This window comes from Clostridium sp. 001, from assembly GCF_019056555.1.
GTDB lineage: Bacteria > Bacillota > Clostridia > Clostridiales > Clostridiaceae > Clostridium_B > Clostridium_B ragsdalei.
Genome location: NZ_CP020473.1, coordinates 2490975 through 2509854 on the forward strand (window position 1 = coordinate 2490975; position 18880 = coordinate 2509854).

The following is an 18880-nucleotide window of genomic DNA, read 5'->3' on the forward strand; positions in this document are numbered from 1 at the left end:
TCGATAAGAAATTGTAATATTGATAATCTATATGGATATAAGAGAGTATTTATATTAAAATAAGAGATGTACACTTCAATAAATAGAAGTAGAGTAGGTTGTATTAGAATTATTTTTGCAAAAATATATCTGCAATTTAGACACGTAATGTTGATAATTTTAAAAAAAGGAAATTTTATTTATAGAAATAGAGTATTTCTATGTGATAAAATAATAAGTAAGTAGGTGATTAATTTGGATTATGTGAAAGACTTTATTAAAAGCGCAAGAGAAGTAGTAAGTAAAGTAGGAGGAGAAGTTTATTTAGTTGGTGGGTATATAAGAGATAGGTTGATTGGTATAACAGCTCAACCTAAAGATATAGATTTTATATTTAATGGAAATATTGAAAAATTTATGGAGGAACTTGAGAATAGACAATATAAATTTTTTCCTATAAAACAGGAAATAGGTATATATAGATGTATGCTAGGAAATAATTCAATAGATATATCTCTTATGGAGGGGGATTCTATTGAGGAGGATTTGAAGAATAGAGATTTTACTATGAATGCTATAGCTATAAAGCTTAGTGGAGATAAAGTTAAAGTTATTGATCCCTTTTATGGAAGAAGATCTATTGATAATAGAATAATTAAAAATGTAACTGATATGAGCTTAGAAAATGATCCCATCAGGATACTTAGAGGCGTTAGGTTTCATATATCTTATGGAATGCATTTTAATTTGGATACGGAAAAATGCATTGAAAAATTAGGTTATAGGATAATGGATATGCCTATGGAAAGAGTCTTTAAAGAATTTATGCTTATATTAGAAAAGGACAATCAGGGAAAGGCTTTTGAAGTTTTAGATAACTATGGAATACTAAAAAATATTATACCTTATATAGAAGAATTAAAAACTATAGGAAAATGTGCGTATCATATAGAAGATGTATTTACTCATATGAATTTAACTTATTGTGTATTTAAGGATATCTTAAATGGTAAGGTAAGTGTTGAAGGATTAAATTTACATGTGTTTCAAGATAAAATAGGTGAATTTAAGTTGAGAGAGTATATGTCTTTAGCTTGTTTTTTGCATGATATAGGTAAATATGAAGCTTATAGAAAGGACGGAGACAAGGTAAGTTTTTGGGGACATGAAATGAAAGGAGCTATCATAGCTAGGAATTTCTGTAGGAACATGAAATTCCCCAAAAAAGCACAAAGCTATATAGAAAATATAGTAGATGGTCATATGTATCCACTGAAAATTTTTAAACAAAATTCTAAAGATAAGAAGAATGATTTTTATAAGTTTTTTTCAAAATATGATGGGTATATAATAGAAATACTAACTGCTGCATATTGTGATAACTATGCTACAAGAATGCTTTTGGATGTTGAAAATGAGAAAGTTAGATTTAAAATGTTTATTGAAGAGATGTTAAAAGAGTATGAGTTATATTGTAGTATAAGCGAGGATAAAATTTTAAATGGAAATGATGTTATTCAGATTTTAAATATATCAGGGCCTGAAGTAAAAAATGTTCTTGAGGATGTGACAAGATTTAGATATTTAGGAAAAATACAAACTAGAGAAGAAGCATTGAATTATTTAAAAGTTAAAATAAATAACAATTATATTTAAACTAAGCAAGAACTTATCCACATTGTGGATAAGTTCTTGCTTATGGCACTATGAATTGATAAATTAGAATTTTGTTTATGCTAATATATAAAAGTTGAAATTTGATTAGAAGTGTTGTATTAATATGAATATATATAACTTATCCACAGAAAATGTTGATAAGTTCATGATTTCTGTGGACAAGTGTCTGAAAATTCGTTTATTCTTCCATACTTTGAAAAGTTGAGACTACAAAGTCAAATTCTTCTGCATCGGAAATTTCTCCATAACTGTCTTCTGAAATCCCAGGATAATAATACAGAATAAATTTCTCTTTAGATAAGGTATTTTCTATTATTATATACTTTTTGTCTAATTGTACATCTTGAAGAACTGCCAGTACTGTATAATTATCGCTTTCACCAGTTTTGTCATTAGTAAGGTTTAGAGAAAAGTTATCATGTTTTGTGACATTTATTTTATCTCTAGTACAGTGAATAATTCTGGAACCACATTTACATCCAAGACAACTGTCAAATTTACAATCTGAAGTACAGTTAAGGCACTGGCAGGTGCTGCATTTCTCAAGTTGGGATAAAGATTCTAAATTGTCATTTTTATAATCTTCTAGTAAAGAAATATATTTATCACTTTTTAGCTTGTTTAAAAACCCTCCTGTATCAAGTTCACCTTGTGCAGCTTCAATTAAATCTATATATTTTTTTAAGGTTGATACTTTGGATACATATTTTCTCCTATTTAAAATATCTTTATCTAAAAAAGGAGAAATGTTATCTATAGCATAATTTATAGCTACAAATATTTTGCCATATTTATCTTTTTCACGTTTTAAGAACTGGTCAGCTTTACTCATGATATCACCTAATTTTGTTTATATTTTTCCAATTCTTTATCAAGATCAACTTCATCTAATTTTTTAAATTCTTTTTCTAAAGAATCCTCTTCTCTTAAATCTCCCAGTCCTTCAGCCAAAGATTCTTTCTTTTGAATTTTTCTTTCAATGTCATCAATATTTATTTTATTGCTTCCTGTTTCTACATTAGATAGTATTTCATTTACTTTTTTAGTGGCTTCTGCATTATTAAATCTTGCTGCAGCTTCATCTCTATATACTCTGGTTTTGTGTATTTCTTCTTCTAATTCTTTTAACTTACTTTTAACTGCTTCAGCTTTTTGGCAAGCATCTTTGTAACTAGTTTCTAAAGAACTGTAACTTTTATCAGCTTCTAATTTCCTAGCTAGAGCCTTTTTAGCTAATTCTTCATTTCCCTTGCTCATTGCAAGTTTTACTTTTTCATCAAATTCAGTAGATATTCTTTTTGATTCTTCCATTTTCTTTTCAATTTCATGAACATTACCTAGTATTTGTGCTGATGATAATTTAGCTTTGTTTAGACTGTCATCCATATCCCTTAGTTTTTGATCAAGCAATTCAATAGGGTTTTCAATATCATCTAAAGTATTGTTTACTTTGGCCCTAAAAATATTTGATACTCTTTTTAATACTCCCATAAAAAATCCTCCTCATTATTTTCTGTTTTTAAATTTTTTTATCTTTCTTATAATAAATAGTAATATTAAAATTAATATTACAAATTTAACAAAGCCCCAAAAGAAGTTTGCTAAAAGACTATGACCTCCACCATATCCATAATAACTGGAGCTGTGACCCCAGGGGATGGGTATAGGTATAGGGAAAAAAGATCTATGACTTCCGCTGCTATAATTTTGACCGGAGCCAGAATTACTTTGGTTAGTATTTTGATTACTAGATTTTGAAGAAGAATTAGGTGTATTAGAAAAGCTGCCTGACTTAAAATCTCCTCCAGAACTATTGCTGCTATTTTTTTGCTTATAGGTAGAGTTAGGGGAAGAAAAACTACCCGATTTAAAACTACCACCAGAAGATTTGGAACTACTACTATGTGAAAAGCTACTTGTGCTGTGTGAAAATCCACTTGATTTAAATCCACCAGAGTTTCTTGCATATACAGTATTGTTATTTATGTTTAAGATATTTCCCTGTGGTGTAAACAAATCTACGGATAAGAACAAAAAAGCCATCACTAATGATATAATAAAAAGTTTTTTATTTAACTTAACTTTAGCCACCCCCCTTAAAGAAAATAATCTTTTCTTATATGGTAACATAATATTTATAGCTAGTGGATATTAATAATATTAAATTTTTATAACATTAAGTATGAGAGTATTATATAGTATTATATAACTTATAACAAGCATTAAATTAACTTGTTATAAGTGATTTAAGACAATTTAATATGATTTATAATGGTTTATCATGATTTATATAGAAAATGTAACAAATTCCCGTGGATTTAATAAATAGTGAGTTTGTAAAGAATATATATATAACCTATAATATTAATATGGTTTTTAAGGTTAAAATAACTGTTATTTTGGAGGTTGTAAATAATGAAAGAACACAAATTTGGCATGGAATATATAAATAAAGCTGCTAAGAATATATCAGATAATACTATAGTACCTTATGAAGACTTACCTAGGTATGATTTATTTTTATCTCAAGTTACAGACTACCTAAATGATAAGTTTCAGGGTGAAAAATACACAAATAATATAGTACAGAATTATATTAAAAATGAAGTCATATCTAAACCCGAGGATGGGAAAAAAAGGGGATATACAAAAGTTCATCTGACACAGCTCATTTTATTAAGTTATATGAGACCTATATTAACCACAGAGGAAATAAAAAAGGTTTTTAGGCTTGCCTTTAATGAGATAAACGATAGAGAAGATGATATAATATCCTGGGAAAATGCCTATAAGATATTTTCAGATTTGCATAACGATAGCCTTGATGATTTGATGAATAAAGAACATTTTAATGAAAAAAAATTTCAAGATATGGTAAAGGATATGAATTTAAAATCTGAGGATGAAGATAGGATAGTTATTTTCTTTGTGGTAATGTCTTTAATTTGCCAGGCGAGTGCAATTAAGAAACTAGTTCAAAATATAGTAAATAACTATGAAGGAAAATAAAAGGGATAAAAATAAGTTTACCATGATACTTTATGCAACTTACCTAGATTTGTGCAGATCAAATTTAAGTAAGTTATTTTTATCCGATGACTACCTGATATAGCACTCCCATGCACCCTGTTTATGAGTAGCTTATTTTGAATTATCTGTTAACAAACAGATGCTTTGAGCAGCTATACCTTCTCCTTTGCCGGTAAAGCCAAGACCTTCCTCTGTAGTTGCTTTTACACTTATTACAGATGTAGTTATATTTAGAGTTTTAGCTATATTTACTCTCATATCTTGTATGTATGGAGAGAGTTTAGGTTTTTCGGCTATTATAATAGAATCTATGTTTCCTATAGTATATCCTTTTTCTCTAATTAAAGCTGATACATGTGAGAGCAATCTAAGACTAGATATGTTCTTATATTTATCATCATTATCAGGGAAATGTTTGCCGATATCACCTAAACATAAGGCTCCAAGAAGACTATCCATTATTGCATGAAGAAGTACATCTGCATCTGAATGTCCCATAAGGCCTTTTTCAAAAGGGATATTTACGCCTCCTAAAATAAGAGGTCTATTATAAACTAATTTATGGACATCATAACCAAGCCCGATTTTCACATTTAATTCCTCCTAGATTTTTTTATTATATTTTAACACACATAATAAAAAGGTGCACTTAATGGCACCTTAAGATATATCTTTAAAACTTCGAATCACATTTTTATTATTTTTATCCTTTGTTTTGCAGGGTTTAAACATAGAGTAAAAGAATTTCTTATAAGTTTTCTTTATTAGTAATAGAAGTGAAAATGGATCTTTTTTCCTATTTCTTGAAAAATCTACCTTAATAACGTTATCTTTCATAAATAACCTCACCTTCCATAAAAAGATCTTACCATAATAATAACATAAATTTAAAAGTATGTTAAGAAAATTACAAAAAATATTTAATTGAACTACAATTATAAAATTAAGGGGACAGGTAATCCCCTTAATTTTTGAGATAAAAAGGTATATTGTTTTGTATTGGAAAATGTTAGTTGTGTTTTATGAGCTTTGTGACTATGTGGTTAATAATATTATATGGATATAGGATTAAATGTGTTACTAAATAATATGTTATCCACATGTTGTCCACAAAAGTGTGGATAATGTGGATAAATAGTATGAAAATTATGTATAAACAAATATTGTTTTATAGATAATACGTTAATAACACAATTTATTAACATATTATCTGTGGATAATGTGGAAAAGTCTACAACTAGTAGTATCTATTATATTATTAGATATACCGTATTTATGACTATTATTCAGAGATATTTTTTTAATATAGCAGTAATGAGGTACGCATATTAGATTTTAAACTTTACCCTAGACAGAAAATTAGTGGGAAAAGATAACTTATATTATATAAAAATAACATGTTATCCACAAAATATGTAATAATGTTGTGGATAATGTTGAATATAGTTTTTATTTCAAATCAAACATACAATAGGCTTTATAAATGTAACGAAAACTGAAATAATTTATAATTTGTTAATATTTTGTTTAACAAAAATGAAGATACATGTTTTAATATGTTAGGGAAAGGATTTTTATGCAAAGTTTAATTTAATAAAAGTGGATGGGAGATAATATATAATGACAACAAGGAACAACTTTAGTAAGATTTTTAAAAATAGTGGATTGATGTTACTTGGATTGATTGTAGTCTTTGGTTTGTCCTATGGTGGATATAATTATTTTCATGGGAATAAATCAAAAACTAATAAGGTAATATCTGCTGATAAAAAAGCTGGGAGTGAAGTTAGTGAGAAGAAGGCATCTAAAAGTAATGTAAAAAGTAGTAATAAACAAGGTTCAGATAAGGACAAGAACATTAGACATAATGTATCTCAAGATGGAATGAAATATACTTATGACGCACAAAAAGTAAAAGATATATTGGACAATAAAGCTCCAAATGATGGAAAGAAGATAGCATTTCTAACTTTTGATGATGGACCTTCTACTACTGTAACACCTATAATATTGAATACTTTGAAAAATTATAATGTGAAAGCAACCTTTTGTCTGCTAGGAGAAAATGTAGAAAAAAATGAAAAAAGTAAGGAATTAGTAAAAGAAATATTAAAAGAGGGACATGCTATTGGAAATCATACTTATACACACAGCATGAGAAGGTTATATCCTGGGAATAGACTTGATGTAGGTACTGTTATGGCAGAAGTTGAACAGGATAATGCAGCTATAAGGAATATTGTTGGACAAGATTTTAATACTAGAGTACTAAGACTTCCAGGAGGGTATATGTCAAGGGCATACTACCATGATCCTAATTTAAATGAATTTAACGCACGACTAAAGGAAAAAGATATGTACAGCATAGATTGGAATGCCTATGATTTTGATGCAGAGGGAAGAAGAAAAAATGCAGATCAGCTTTTAGAACATGTAAAAAGAAGTGTAGGTTCACAACAAAAAGTTGTTATACTTATGCATGATACTTATGGTAAAGAAGAAACGGCTAGAGCATTACCTCAAATTATAGAATATCTAAAAGGTCAGGGATATGAATTTAAAACAATAGCTTAAAGAAAAAAATGAACTTATAGACTTTTGAAATTAAGCTTTTTATGTATATGATTGTTTGATATAATAAATTTAGGAAAAAGCCTACTTTATTTACTAGAAAATTTATAATCTACATAACTAATGAGAAAAGTGTAGGCATCATCCAGGTTAGGTTGGAAAGAAGCGATAATATGAAAAATAAAAATATAAAAGGTTTAATTGCTCTAGTTTTATTGATTTTCTTTATAATTGGTGTACATAGTGTTTACAAAACTAAACTTGTATCTTCAAATGACCAAAAAAAGGTCGATAATAAATCAAATGTAAAGTTTGATAAAAAAAATCAAACAAATATAAAAAAGGTATCACCTGTTAAGGATAGAGAATTTACAGGAAATAATTTAAAATATAACTCTGAGTCTATTCCTATTTTATATTATCATTCCATAGATTATGAAAAGGGAAATGAATTAAGGGTGCCAAAGGGAAAATTTAGAGAACAGATGAAGTATTTAAAGGACAATGGATATACTACCCTTACTTTAAATGAACTTTATAATTTTTTGGCTTATAATAAACCAGTTCCTAATAAATCTGTAGTGATAACTCTTGATGACGGATATAAGGATAACTATGAGAATGCTTTTCCTGTTTTAAAGGAGTTTGGATTTAAGGCTACTGTGTTTATGATTACAAGTAGTATAAATAACGAGAAAGATTTTTTAACTTCCAGTGAGTTAAAGCAAATGGATAGTTATGGTATGGATATTGAAAGTCATACAGTAAATCACGATAAACTTGATAGGTTAACTTATGACAAACAAATACAGACTTTAAAAGATTCAAAGGAATTCTTAGAAAAACTTCTTAATAAAAAAATAAAGTATATTGCATATCCTTATGGCAAATGGAATGAAAGTGCCATAAAGGCATTAAAGACAGAAGGATATAGTATGGCTTTTACTACAGCAGGGGGGTGGGCTAATAAGGACCAAGGAATATATACTTTGCACAGAGTATATGTAAGTGAAAAGTATGGAATGAACGAATTTAAAAGACGGCTTACGAATAGTAATTATGAAAATACCAACAAGTGAAGACTTTTACCTAGAGTAATACGTTCAAGTAATAAAATAATTAAAATTGAAATATTTGGGGGGGAAAAAATTGAATAAGAATGTAAAGACACTTATAATAACAGCAGCTTTTGCACTAGTTGCTTTTCAATTTAAGGTATCTGCAAATTCTTCACTGGGATCTCCTAGGATAAATATTGATACCAATAAAGAGTGGACTGTTAAATTCAGCAGCAATTTGGAACCAAGTACTGTAAATAGTACTAACATACAAGTTAATGATAAAAATAATGTTCAGGTTCCTGTGGCAGTAACTTTGGGAAATGATCCAAGTACTGTGATGGTAAGTCCTAAGGTATCAGGATATGATCCAAGTGAAAAATATAATCTTGTTATAGGGGAAGGATTAAAATCAGCTTCAGGAAAAAATTTGTCCAACCCTTTAAGTATGCAGTTTACTACAAGTAATAAATATTCAGATGGGACAGGTTATACAGATCTTCCTAAAATAACTTCCAACAAATTTGAATATGTACCACTTTTGTCATCCGAGAAACAAGGCTTTTTAATACAATGTGATAGTTCATCAGATGTTCAGTATAGAATTTTTGTAAATGGACAAAACGATAAAGAAGGAAGTTATACTGAGCTTACAAATGGATATACTAATGAAGAAAGCGGAAAAATAACATCTTTAAAAACGTTGAGTGCAGGTACTAACGGTGAAAAATACAAAGCAGTAATTTATGTAAAAAGGACAGGTGTTACTGGAGCCCATAAAGATGGAAATACAGAATATGATAATTATTTTGTAGATTATTTTAGATGTGTGGATAATGTAGATAGTAAGTCTAGTGAATTTGTAAATTATGATATAGCTTTAGACGATATGGTAAATACGCAGTTAAATTCGGATAGTACACCTGTATTTGTAGCAGCTAATGTAATGGACAATGCTGCAACTAAAAATCAGATAAAATATTATGCTGATCCAAATAATTTTCTTGACAGTTATGGTAAATATCAATTTTTAAAGCTTACATATTCTGATGGTGTTACAGCAGATAGTCTAAATAATTTTCTAAAAGGAAAAGGAATTTTTGATGGAAAAGGACAAGCATTTTTAGATGCAGCTAAAAATAATAATATAAGTGTATCTTATTTAGTTTCACATGCTATGCTTGAAACAGGAAATGGTACTTCTAAGCTCGCAAATGGTGGAGCAACAGATAGTAGTGGAAATTATATTTATGGAGTACCTGTATATAATTTCTTTGGAATAAATGCAACAGACGATAATGCTGTTTTAAATGGAACTAAAACTGCATATGAGAATGGATGGACTACTGTAGAGAGAGCTATTTCAGGTGGAGCGCAGTGGATAGGAAAGTGGTATATAAACAATCCGTCAACAAATCAAAACACTATTTATAAAATGAGGTGGAATCCTGGGAATCCCGGACAGCATGAATATGCTACGGATATATCTTGGGCATATAAACAAATACCAAATATAATAAAGGAAATGCAGGATATAACAGCAGGTTCTAATTTAACATTAGAATTTGAAATACCTAAATATAAATAATAAATATAATAAAAACACTATCAAAATCAATGATGATTAGATAGTGTTTTTTATTTAAATAATTCCTTCACTTTTTAGTATATTTTCCAATTCGTTTACTTTGTCGTAAAGAAGATGAAATTTGTCTTTCAATACCTGATTCTGTGAGCTGTCTCTCATGATGGCTTTTTCCAAACTTTCAATAACTGACAGAGCTTCGTCGATATCTTGTTGGGCCAAATTTAAAGTGTTTTCTTTCATTAATAATTCTCCTTAATTTAATATATTTTTTATTTTTGATAAATCTTCATCTTCTACAAATGGTGCACAAAATTGAAAAGTTTTTTCATGGCCGCATTCTGAACATACACAATTACAAACATCGTAGGGGATACCATCAACTATGGATACATTTGAATTTTCAGCTAAATATTCTCCTCCACATATTTCACAGGGAGTATCATTTATAACTAGATATTCACTTTCTATATATTTCATTATATCTCTAATGGTCATTATTAACCTCCAATTTAAAAATTATCACAACATAAATGGTAACACTATTAAAAGGGATTTTCAATCATTTCATCTCTATAAAATCCATCTACTTATAGGTAATTTTATATTCTTATTATCATATATTAGTTATATGATAAATATTTGTATATTTTGGATTATAGGGGGAGTGGTTATATTGTGATAAACATTATATGGTTTTTTATTTTAGCCTTTGGAATAGGGTTTGGAATATTATCTGGAAGGGGAGAGGCAGTGTCCAAGTCTATTATAGCTTCTTCAGATGCTTCAGTAAAACTTATGATAAGTCTTTTGGGAATAATGTGTCTCTGGTGTGGAGTAATGAAAATAGCAGAGAAAAGTGGCCTTATGAATAAAATAGCAAGTTTAATGAGACCCATTTTGAAAGTTTTGTTTAAGGATGCATCTAAAGATGAAAGAGCTATAGGGCCAATAGTTATGAACTTAACTGCTAATATGATGGGATTATCTAATGCAGCCACTCCTTTTGGAATAAAAGCTATGGATCAGCTTAGTAATCTCAATAAAAAGAAAGAAGAAGCAAGTGATGATATGGCGCTTTTTTTAGTTTTAAATGCAGCTTGCATACAGCTTGTCCCAACTACGGTTATATCTATAAGAGCGGCAATGGGATCTAAAAATCCTGCAGAAACAATAATACCAGCCATAATTACAACTACTATATCTGCAATAGTAGGGGTAGTATGTTGTAAAATTCTCCAGAGATATTTTTAACTTTATTTAAAAGGAGTAGGGTAGAGTGAAGTACATAATAAAAGCAATAATACCAATAATTATTATATTTATGGTTACCTATGGTCAAATGAAAAAAGTTAGGGTATATGAATGTTTTGTAGAAGGAGCCAAGGAAGGGATAGATATATGTATTAAGATATTTCCGTACCTACTAGCAATGATAATAGCAGTAGGGGTTTTTAGAGAATCTAAAGTTTTAGATTACTTTATAGGATTTGTAAAACCTGTAGTAAAATTTATAGGACTTCCTCCTGAAGTAGTACCTCTTGTGCTTGTAAAGCCCTTATCAGGCAGTGGGGCTCTTGGAATATTCGCTGAAACTTTAAGTAAATTTGGACCAGATAGTTACATAGGTAGAATTTCCTCTATAATTATGGGTTCTACGGAAACTATATTTTATACTCTTACAGTTTATTTTGGAGCAGTTGGTATAAAAAAAATAAGGCATACCCTTTGGGCGGCAGTAATGGCAGATATAACTGCAATAATCACAGCAGTTATAGTAACTAGAATTATGTTTTAATTGAAAATTGGTATGAAAGTTTATATTTTACCTTATAATAATTAGTTGTATAATATATAGTATAATTCATAATTATTCGGGATGTGAGTTAAGTTGTTAAGGTGGAAAGAGCTCTATGAAGAATGTTTAAATTGTCATAAATGTAGTTTAGGAGATAACAGAACTAATATGGTTTTTGGAGATGGAAATCCTAAGGCACATATTATGTTTATAGGAGAAGCACCAGGAGCAGATGAGGATAGAACGGGAATACCTTTTGTAGGTAGGGCAGGTCAGCTTTTGACGAAAGCTCTTGAGGCACTTGATTTATATAGGGAAAAGGATTATTACATATGTAACATTTGTAAGTGCAGGCCCCAAAATAACAGAACTCCTTATGAGCAGGAAGAAGAAGCCTGTATTCCATATTTGAGAAATCAAGTAGCACTTATAAGGCCTAAAATAATAGTTTGTCTCGGTGCAACTGCTATGAGCTGCATATTGGGAAAGGATTGGAGAATTACAAGAGATAGAGGAAAGTGGGTTGAAAAAAAAGGTTTTTATATGACTGCAACTTTTCATCCTTCAGCAGTTTTAAGAGATGTGAATAAAAAATCTGCATTTTGGGAAGATTTAAAAAGTATAAAAAAGAAAAGTGAAGAAATTTTTCAAACAAAAAATGTTGACACATAAAATTATATGACATATTATATTGTTAAATACTGTGAAGGAAAGAGTAGTAAATTAGTTTGCACAAAGAGAGTCGGCAGGTTTGGGTGAGAGCCGAATGCAATAAGATTTATGAATATGGCTCTAGAGTATATCGCTTGAAATAATAGTAGAGTGGTACGGTAGTAACCGTTACATTACAAGGTAATGAATAGTTACTTAATGATGCTTTTATTGTGAAGTAAAAGTAAAGTAGAGTGGTAAAGCGTAATTTACGCCTCTATGTGGAAAGAATTTTTCCATATGGGGGTTTTTTTATATGAAAAAATAATTAGAAATACAATAAAACTAGAAGAAAAAGGGAGAGAAAAACATGACCAAGAAAACTTATTATATTACTACGCCAATTTATTATCCATCTGCAAAACTTCATATAGGAAACACCTATACTACTGTAGCAGCAGATGCTCTTGCAAGATTTAAAAGGCTTACAGGTTATGATGTTATGCTTTTGACAGGAACAGATGAACATGGACAGAAGATTCAGAGATTAGCTGAAGCAAAGGGCGTTACTCCTATAGAATATGTGGACGAAATAGTTGCTGGAATTAAAAAGCTGTGGGATATGATGAATATAAGTTATGACAAGTTTATACGAACTACAGAGGGTTACCATGTTAAGGCAGTTCAAAAAATATTTAAGAAATTGTATGACCAAGGTGATATATATAAGGGAAGTTATGAGGGATTATATTGTACACCTTGTGAATCCTTTTGGACAGAAACCCAAGCAGCAGATGGAAAGTGTCCTGATTGTGGAAGACCAGTAGAGAAAACTAAGGAAGAAGCATATTTCTTTAAAATGTCAAAATATGCGCCTAAACTTATAAAGTATATTGAGGATCATCCTGATTTTATACAGCCTGAATCTAGAAAGAATGAGATGCTAAATAATTTCTTAAGGCCTGGACTTCAAGATTTGTGTGTTTCTAGGACATCTTTCAATTGGGGAATACCTGTAACTTTTGATGAAAAACACGTAATATATGTTTGGATAGATGCTCTTGCAAATTATATAACAGCTCTTGGATACGGTAGTGAAAATGAAGAGTTATACAATAAGTACTGGCCAGCAGATGTACATCTAGTTGGTAAAGACATATTAAGGTTTCATACAATTTATTGGCCTATAATGCTTATGGCATTAGGACTTCCTGTTCCTAAAAAGGTATTCGGACACGGATGGCTTCTGGTAGATGGGGGAAAGATGTCAAAGTCAAAGGGAAATGTAGTAGATCCTGTAGTTTTAGTAGATAATTTTGGTGCAGATGCTGTTAGATATTATCTATTGAGAGAAATACCATTTGGTTCAGATGGATTGTTTAATAATGAAATATTTATAAAAAGAATTAATGCAGATTTAGCTAATGATTTGGGAAATTTATTATCTAGAACTTGTGCTATGGTTGAAAAATATTTTGATGGAGTAGTGCAAGAACCAATAAAAAAAGAACAAATTGATGATGAACTTATAAATTTAGCATTAGAAACTCCTGAAAAAGTAGAGAAGAATATGAACGATTTAAGAATACCAGAAGCTTTAGATAATATATGGGATCTTATAACTAGATCAAATAAATATATAGATGAAACTACACCATGGATATTAGCTAAAGATGAGGCTAAAAAAGATAGGCTTGGAACAGTGCTTTACAATCTTTTAGAGTCACTTAGAATAATATCTGTATGTGTTTCTCCATATTTACCTGAAACAAGCACTAAAATGTATAAACAACTTAATACAAACGTTGTTTCCTGGGATAGTATAGCCTCTTTTAATGGAACTAAAGCTGGAACAAAGATAAGTAAGGGAGAGTTATTATTTCCTAGAATAGATGTAGATAAAAAAATAGAGGAATTAAATAAACTAAAAGAAGAAAAAAAAGCAGCACAGAGTTCTAATGAAAAATCTTTAAAAAAACAAATAACTATAGATGATTTTGATAAAATAGATTTAAGAGTTGCTAAAGTTTTAAAATGTGAAAACATAAAAGGATCCAATAAACTACTTAAATTTCAACTTCAAATGGGAAAGGAACAGAGGCAGGTAGTTTCAGGAATTGCAAAGTATTATAAGCCAGAACAGCTTGTGGGCAAATATGTAGTATTTGTAGCAAATTTAAAACCTGTAAAATTAAAAGGTGAAATTTCAGAAGGAATGATATTATCTGCAGCTTCAGATGATGATAGTAAATTATCCATACTATCACTTTCTGATGAAATCCCAAGTGGAAGCACAGTAAGGTAATGTGAATTTTATATAATTCAACTTTGGCACATGTGAAATTTTGATTTGATATAAAAAAATTGCGAAGCAACTTTTTTAGTTAATAGTTAAGAATGAAGAATTAATAGTTAATGTGGATTTTTTTCGTTACACTACAAAAAATCTTTAATTAAATTTTTGAAGACTCGTTTTGCTAAAGCAAAACATTACTAAGCGCTGACTTATATAAATTTAAAGATTTTTGCGATAGCTAAAAATCATCCTTCACTATTAATTTTTCATTATTAATTCTTAACTTGCGAAGCTTTGCTTCGCAATTTTTTAAAACTGCCAAAGAATTTAAAATTAGGTTAGGAGAAGTCATATGGAACTAAACATATTTGATGCCCATGCGCATTATGATGATGAAGAATTTGATGAAGATAGGAATAAAGTAATAGAAGAGTTGAAGAAAAACAATATAGTTGGAGTATTAAATTGTGGATCTTCTATTGAAGGAGCTAGAGCATCTGTTAAATTAGCAGATAAACATGATATGTTTTATGCAGCAGTAGGAGTGCATCCTGAATATTCTGACGTATTTACTGATGATATATTAGAAGAATTAAAAATTTTAGCTAAAAATAAAAAAGTAAAGGCAATTGGGGAGATAGGGCTTGACTATTATTACAAAGAAAATCCTCCGAAAGAAGTGCAAAAAGCTGTATTTATAAAGCAGATGAAATTAGCAGATGAATTAAAATTACCGGTAATTATACACGATAGGGAAGCTCATGAAGATACTTTAAATATAGTAAAACAGTTTAAGAATGTTATTGGAGAAATACATTGTTTTTCTGGAAGTGTTGAAATTGCAAGGGAATTTTTAAAATTAGGATATTACATAGGATTTACAGGGGTAGTAACTTTCAAAAATGCAAAGAAAGCTGTTGAAGTTGCAAGAGAAGTACCCTTTGATAGAATTTTAGTTGAGACAGACTGTCCCTATATGGCTCCGGTTCCTTTTAGAGGAAAGAGAAATAGATCTGAATATATAAAATTTATTATAGCTAAGATAGCTGAAATCAAAGGCGTAGAGGATAGTAAAATAAGTCAATTAACAATTTTTAACATGAAACAGTTGCTTAATATGGTAAAATAGTGTAAAATTAAAGAGAGGTTTTATTAAATCTATTTTTAGTAATAAAAATAGATTTAACAGCATAGTTTATATAATAGGCACTTTAAACCACCAAAAAAATAGCATAGACTGTAGGTTGAGTAGAAAACTCCAATTAGTAGGTTTAATGCGAGTTATTTACTCATGAAGTATAATATCGGAATCATAAATAATTATTTTATTTATAGTTTTATGCACAAGGCTGCATTTAACATTTTATAACAGTCTTAATGCAGAGTGATATTTGACATGATTTTGGGTTCCATTTATAATGGAATATGTCGCTCTCGCCCAGAGGAGGTATTTTTATGGTGGAAAAGTTTAAGACTTACTTGAAAAAATATTTTCCAAATGGCCTTAGAGTAGAAATTATTGCAGTTGTAATTTTATCTATTTTAATCGGAGTAGTATTTAGTACAAGAAAGACAATAGTTGTTTCAGTAGATGGAAGTAGTAAGAATATTACTACGTTTTGTAATACTTATAGAAAGGTTCTGGATAATAATGGAATAAGCATAGGGCCTAAGGATAAAGTGAAGCCTAGTCTAGACAATAGGGTGGAAAATAACACCACGTTGAAAATCAAAAGAGTAGTAAAAGTTAAAGTAGAAGTTGACAATAAAAAGTTGAATTTAGAGTCTGCCGAGGATAATGTTGAAGATATGTTAAAGGCAGAGAAGATAGGAATTTCAAAACTTGATATAGTATATCCATCCAGAAAGCATGCGTTGAAAAAGGGAATGAATGTAGTAGTGACTAGGGTTAAAACAAAAGACCTAAAAGAGGACAGACCTATAAACTATGACACAATTTTGAAAAGTGACGAGCAGGTTGAAAATGGAACTAAAAAGGTTGTGCAAGAAGGACAAAATGGAGAGAGGGAGACTGTGACTAGGGTTGTATACCAAAATGGTAAAGAGGTTTCGAAAAAAGTAATTAGCGAAATCATAAAAAAACAGCCGGTACAAAAAGTCATAGCCATAGGAACATTGACCAATTATACTCCGTCTAGAGGAACTAATCTTAACTATGTTGAATCACTGCAAATGAGGGCAACTGCATATACTGCAGATTATGCCAGTACAGGCAAGAGTCCTGGAGATCCAGCATTTGGTATAACTGCATCTGGCACTGTAGCCAGGAGAAATAATGGAGATTATAGTTCAGTAGCAGTTGATCCTAGAGTAATACCACTTGGTACGAAGCTTTATATAGAAGGTTATGGTTATGCTATAGCAGAAGATACAGGTGGGGCTATCAAGGGAAATAGATTAGATTTATTTTTTGATTCTAGCTCAGAAGTAGACAACTGGGGTGTAAGATGGGTTAATGTTTATGTAATTAGGTAGGAGCACATGCTCCTATTTTTTCTTTTAATTTTATGAGAATATTTTCGAGTATAAGTATAAGGTATCTATTATCTATAATAAGGCATTTTCAAAGAAATAACTAGTCAGTATGCTAGCCTATTTTTTATCATACTGCGTCGGTAGAACCCTTAGATAGGATTCACTATCTGCGGAACCTGTCTCCTTGTCTGATAAAAAATATTCGTCGCATCTTTGACTTGTTATTTTATTTCAAATGCCTAATAGATTTAATAAAATAGGAGGACATTTATGATTAAGGAAGTAATAGTGGTTGAAGGAAGAGATGATATAACTGCAGTTAAAAGGGCGGTTGATGCTCAGCTTATAGCTGTAGGGGGTTTTGGAATAAATAAAAAGATTATAGATAAAATAAAAGAAGCTCAAAAAAGACAGGGCGTCATAGTGTTTACGGATCCGGATTTTGCAGGAAATAAAATAAGGCAGATTATATCTAAAAGGGTAAAGGGAATAAAGCACGCTTATATATCTCAGAAGGATGGTATAAAAAATGGAGATATTGGGGTTGAAAATGCGTCCCCAGAAACTATAATAAAGGCTCTAAAAAGTGCCAAGTATGAGGTAAAGGAAAAAAGAGAAGAATTTGAAATAAGTGATATGGTATTCTTTGGATTGACAGGAAAATCAAATTCCAAGACGAAGAGGGATATGATGGGAAAAGAACTTGGAATAGGATATTGCAATACTTCTCAGTTTTTAAATAGACTAAATGATTATGGAATAACAAAAGAGGAATTTAAAAAGGCTATAAGTAAAGTAAATAATATAATAGACAAGGAGAAGCACAATGAATGATTTATCTACTGCAGATGTAGTAAAAAAATACGGATTTAAATTTTCAAAAAGTTTAGGACAAAATTTTTTAATAGACAATACAGTATTGGATGACATAGTAAATAGCGCTGACATAAGTAAGGAGGATCTTATTATAGAAATAGGACCTGGAGTGGGAACTTTAACAAGAGAACTTTTAAAAAAAGCAGGTAAAGTATGTGCTATTGAATTGGATTCAGATTTAATTCCAATTTTAAAGGAAGAACTAAAGGACTTTAAAAATTTTGAGTTGATACATAAAGATGCACTTAAAATAGATTTTAATAAAATAATAGATGATGAAAAAAATGTGAAAATTGTTGCAAATTTACCCTACTATGTTACAACTCCTATTATTACACGACTGTTGAATGAAAACTACAATTTTAAAACTCTTACTATAATGATACAAAAAGAAGTAGGAGAGAGAATCTCATCAGAACCTAATTGCAAACAATATGGAGCCCTTTCGATTTTAGTGCAATATTATTGCGATGTTGAAGTAATAAGGAAAGTAAGTCCTTCATCGTTTATTCCAAGACCAAAAGTGGAATCCATAGTTATAAAGCTAACCAAACTTGATGAACCTAGAGTTAAGGTGAAAGACGAAAAATTATTTTTTAAGGTAGTAAGATGTTCATTTAATATGAGGAGAAAAACTCTCTGGAATGCTGTAAAGACCTTAAAGGTTCCTAAAGAAGATATGGAGGCTGCTTTTAAAAAAGCTGAAATTGATGAAAGAAGAAGGGGCGAAACGCTATCTATAGAAGAGTTTGGAAGACTATCTGATTGTATATATGACATATGCATACATTAAAATGCGACATGTTTTTGAAGATAAGTTAAAACTATTTGTTCACTTTTTGAAAGTTATCTCATATATTATA

20 protein-coding genes and 1 other annotated feature are annotated in these 18880 nt (G+C 29.9%); of the genes, 13 read left to right on the forward strand and 7 right to left on the reverse strand.

Annotated elements, in window-relative coordinates:
* Positions 1-243: 243 nt before the first annotated feature.
* On the forward strand, positions 244-1635 hold the full coding sequence (locus B5S50_RS11635; protein WP_065079068.1) for an HDIG domain-containing metalloprotein: 1392 nt from the start codon (positions 244-246) through the stop codon (positions 1633-1635).
* Between the two features lie 199 nt (positions 1636-1834).
* Here the strand turns inward: B5S50_RS11635 and B5S50_RS11640 are convergent, their stop codons facing one another.
* Genes B5S50_RS11640 through B5S50_RS11650 form a run of 3 tightly spaced genes read right to left on the reverse strand, consistent with a single transcriptional unit; the run spans position 1835 to position 3747 of the window.
* The gene (locus B5S50_RS11640; protein WP_217301888.1) at positions 1835-2488 is read right to left on the reverse strand and encodes a DUF1292 domain-containing protein; all 654 of its coding nucleotides are present in this window, start codon (positions 2486-2488) and stop codon (positions 1835-1837) included.
* An 8-nt stretch (positions 2489-2496) separates the two neighbouring features.
* Positions 2497-3147: a PspA/IM30 family protein gene (locus B5S50_RS11645; RefSeq protein WP_065078901.1), complete on the reverse strand. Its 651-nt coding sequence runs from the start codon at positions 3145-3147 to the stop codon at positions 2497-2499.
* Between the two features lie 15 nt (positions 3148-3162).
* Positions 3163-3747, reverse strand: a complete 585-nt coding sequence (locus tag B5S50_RS11650; RefSeq protein ID WP_065078902.1) for a hypothetical protein — start codon at positions 3745-3747, stop codon at positions 3163-3165.
* Between the two features lie 324 nt (positions 3748-4071).
* On the opposite strand from B5S50_RS11650, the gene B5S50_RS11655 reads away from it, so the two are divergent.
* A complete protein-coding gene (locus B5S50_RS11655; RefSeq protein WP_217301889.1) occupies positions 4072-4665 on the forward strand; it encodes a DUF1836 domain-containing protein in 594 nt (197 codons plus the stop codon).
* Positions 4666-4797: 132 nt separating this feature from the next.
* On the opposite strand, the gene ispF is transcribed toward B5S50_RS11655, so the two are convergent.
* Positions 4798-5277 carry a 2-C-methyl-D-erythritol 2,4-cyclodiphosphate synthase gene (gene ispF / locus B5S50_RS11660; protein ID WP_065078904.1) on the reverse strand — a complete coding sequence of 160 codons (480 nt, stop codon included), beginning with the start codon at positions 5275-5277 and terminating at the stop codon, positions 4798-4800.
* Positions 5278-5346: 69 nt separating this feature from the next.
* Complete coding sequence (locus tag B5S50_RS11665) at positions 5347-5523, reverse strand: hypothetical protein (protein WP_154104991.1); 177 nt, start codon at positions 5521-5523, stop codon at positions 5347-5349.
* A gap of 783 nt (positions 5524-6306) precedes the next feature.
* Here B5S50_RS11665 and B5S50_RS11670 point away from each other — a divergent pair.
* The 3 genes from B5S50_RS11670 to B5S50_RS11680 all read left to right on the forward strand — a co-directional run bounded on the left by B5S50_RS11670 (position 6307) and on the right by B5S50_RS11680 (position 9903).
* Complete coding sequence (locus tag B5S50_RS11670; protein ID WP_065078905.1) at positions 6307-7260, forward strand: polysaccharide deacetylase family protein; 954 nt, start codon at positions 6307-6309, stop codon at positions 7258-7260.
* Positions 7261-7430: 170 nt separating this feature from the next.
* Positions 7431-8336, forward strand: coding sequence for a polysaccharide deacetylase family protein (locus tag B5S50_RS11675; protein WP_217301890.1), 906 nt, complete (start codon positions 7431-7433; stop codon positions 8334-8336).
* A 70-nt stretch (positions 8337-8406) separates the two neighbouring features.
* Positions 8407-9903, forward strand: coding sequence for a glucosaminidase domain-containing protein (locus B5S50_RS11680; protein WP_217301891.1), 1497 nt, complete (start codon positions 8407-8409; stop codon positions 9901-9903).
* A gap of 54 nt (positions 9904-9957) precedes the next feature.
* Here B5S50_RS11680 and B5S50_RS11685 read toward each other — a convergent pair whose 3' ends face one another.
* Both B5S50_RS11685 and B5S50_RS11690 read right to left on the reverse strand, forming a co-directional pair.
* Entirely contained in the window at positions 9958-10143 is a 186-nt protein-coding gene (locus B5S50_RS11685; protein WP_065078908.1) for a hypothetical protein, read from the reverse strand.
* A gap of 12 nt (positions 10144-10155) precedes the next feature.
* A complete protein-coding gene (locus tag B5S50_RS11690; protein WP_063555496.1) occupies positions 10156-10398 on the reverse strand; it encodes a hypothetical protein in 243 nt (80 codons plus the stop codon).
* Between the two features lie 180 nt (positions 10399-10578).
* On the opposite strand from B5S50_RS11690, the gene B5S50_RS11695 reads away from it, so the two are divergent.
* The 8 genes from B5S50_RS11695 to rsmA all read left to right on the forward strand — a co-directional run bounded on the left by B5S50_RS11695 (position 10579) and on the right by rsmA (position 18810).
* On the forward strand, positions 10579-11154 hold the full coding sequence (locus B5S50_RS11695; RefSeq protein WP_065078909.1) for a nucleoside recognition domain-containing protein: 576 nt from the start codon (positions 10579-10581) through the stop codon (positions 11152-11154).
* 25 nt (positions 11155-11179) lie between these two features.
* Positions 11180-11698 (forward strand): spore maturation protein, encoded by a 519-nt coding sequence (locus B5S50_RS11700; protein WP_217301892.1) that lies wholly within the window; start codon positions 11180-11182, stop codon positions 11696-11698.
* A gap of 93 nt (positions 11699-11791) precedes the next feature.
* Complete coding sequence (locus B5S50_RS11705; protein WP_217301893.1) at positions 11792-12370, forward strand: uracil-DNA glycosylase family protein; 579 nt, start codon at positions 11792-11794, stop codon at positions 12368-12370.
* A gap of 22 nt (positions 12371-12392) precedes the next feature.
* Positions 12393-12631, forward strand: a binding site (T-box leader).
* A gap of 88 nt (positions 12632-12719) precedes the next feature.
* The gene (metG, locus tag B5S50_RS11710; RefSeq protein WP_065078911.1) at positions 12720-14654 is read left to right on the forward strand and encodes a methionine--tRNA ligase; all 1935 of its coding nucleotides are present in this window, start codon (positions 12720-12722) and stop codon (positions 14652-14654) included.
* Between the two features lie 343 nt (positions 14655-14997).
* Positions 14998-15774 carry a TatD family hydrolase gene (locus B5S50_RS11715; protein ID WP_065078912.1) on the forward strand — a complete coding sequence of 259 codons (777 nt, stop codon included), beginning with the start codon at positions 14998-15000 and terminating at the stop codon, positions 15772-15774.
* Positions 15775-16100: 326 nt separating this feature from the next.
* Positions 16101-17141 carry a 3D domain-containing protein gene (locus B5S50_RS11720; protein ID WP_065078913.1) on the forward strand — a complete coding sequence of 347 codons (1041 nt, stop codon included), beginning with the start codon at positions 16101-16103 and terminating at the stop codon, positions 17139-17141.
* 270 nt (positions 17142-17411) lie between these two features.
* Positions 17412-17975: a ribonuclease M5 gene (gene rnmV / locus B5S50_RS11725; protein ID WP_065078914.1), complete on the forward strand. Its 564-nt coding sequence runs from the start codon at positions 17412-17414 to the stop codon at positions 17973-17975.
* Positions 17968-18810: a 16S rRNA (adenine(1518)-N(6)/adenine(1519)-N(6))-dimethyltransferase RsmA gene (gene rsmA / locus B5S50_RS11730; protein ID WP_065078915.1), complete on the forward strand. Its 843-nt coding sequence runs from the start codon at positions 17968-17970 to the stop codon at positions 18808-18810. Before rnmV ends, rsmA begins: the two co-directional genes overlap by 8 nt.
* The last annotated feature ends 70 nt before the right edge of the window (positions 18811-18880 follow it).

Coding starts and splice junctions, on each gene's coding strand:
- B5S50_RS11640 (WP_217301888.1), bottom strand. CDS start 2,488: ATGAGTAAAGCTGACCAGTTCTTAAAACGTGAAAAAGATAAATATGGC.
- B5S50_RS11645 (WP_065078901.1), bottom strand. CDS start 3,147: ATGGGAGTATTAAAAAGAGTATCAAATATTTTTAGGGCCAAAGTAAAC.
- B5S50_RS11655 (WP_217301889.1), top strand. CDS start 4,072: ATGAAAGAACACAAATTTGGCATGGAATATATAAATAAAGCTGCTAAG.
- B5S50_RS11665 (WP_154104991.1), bottom strand. CDS start 5,523: ATGAAAGATAACGTTATTAAGGTAGATTTTTCAAGAAATAGGAAAAAA.
- B5S50_RS11670 (WP_065078905.1), top strand. CDS start 6,307: ATGACAACAAGGAACAACTTTAGTAAGATTTTTAAAAATAGTGGATTG.
- B5S50_RS11675 (WP_217301890.1), top strand. CDS start 7,431: ATGAAAAATAAAAATATAAAAGGTTTAATTGCTCTAGTTTTATTGATT.
- B5S50_RS11685 (WP_065078908.1), bottom strand. CDS start 10,143: ATGAAAGAAAACACTTTAAATTTGGCCCAACAAGATATCGACGAAGCT.
- B5S50_RS11690 (WP_063555496.1), bottom strand. CDS start 10,398: ATGACCATTAGAGATATAATGAAATATATAGAAAGTGAATATCTAGTT.
- metG (WP_065078911.1), top strand. CDS start 12,720: ATGACCAAGAAAACTTATTATATTACTACGCCAATTTATTATCCATCT.
- B5S50_RS11715 (WP_065078912.1), top strand. CDS start 14,998: ATGGAACTAAACATATTTGATGCCCATGCGCATTATGATGATGAAGAA.
- B5S50_RS11720 (WP_065078913.1), top strand. CDS start 16,101: ATGGTGGAAAAGTTTAAGACTTACTTGAAAAAATATTTTCCAAATGGC.
- rnmV (WP_065078914.1), top strand. CDS start 17,412: ATGATTAAGGAAGTAATAGTGGTTGAAGGAAGAGATGATATAACTGCA.
- rsmA (WP_065078915.1), top strand. CDS start 17,968: ATGAATGATTTATCTACTGCAGATGTAGTAAAAAAATACGGATTTAAA.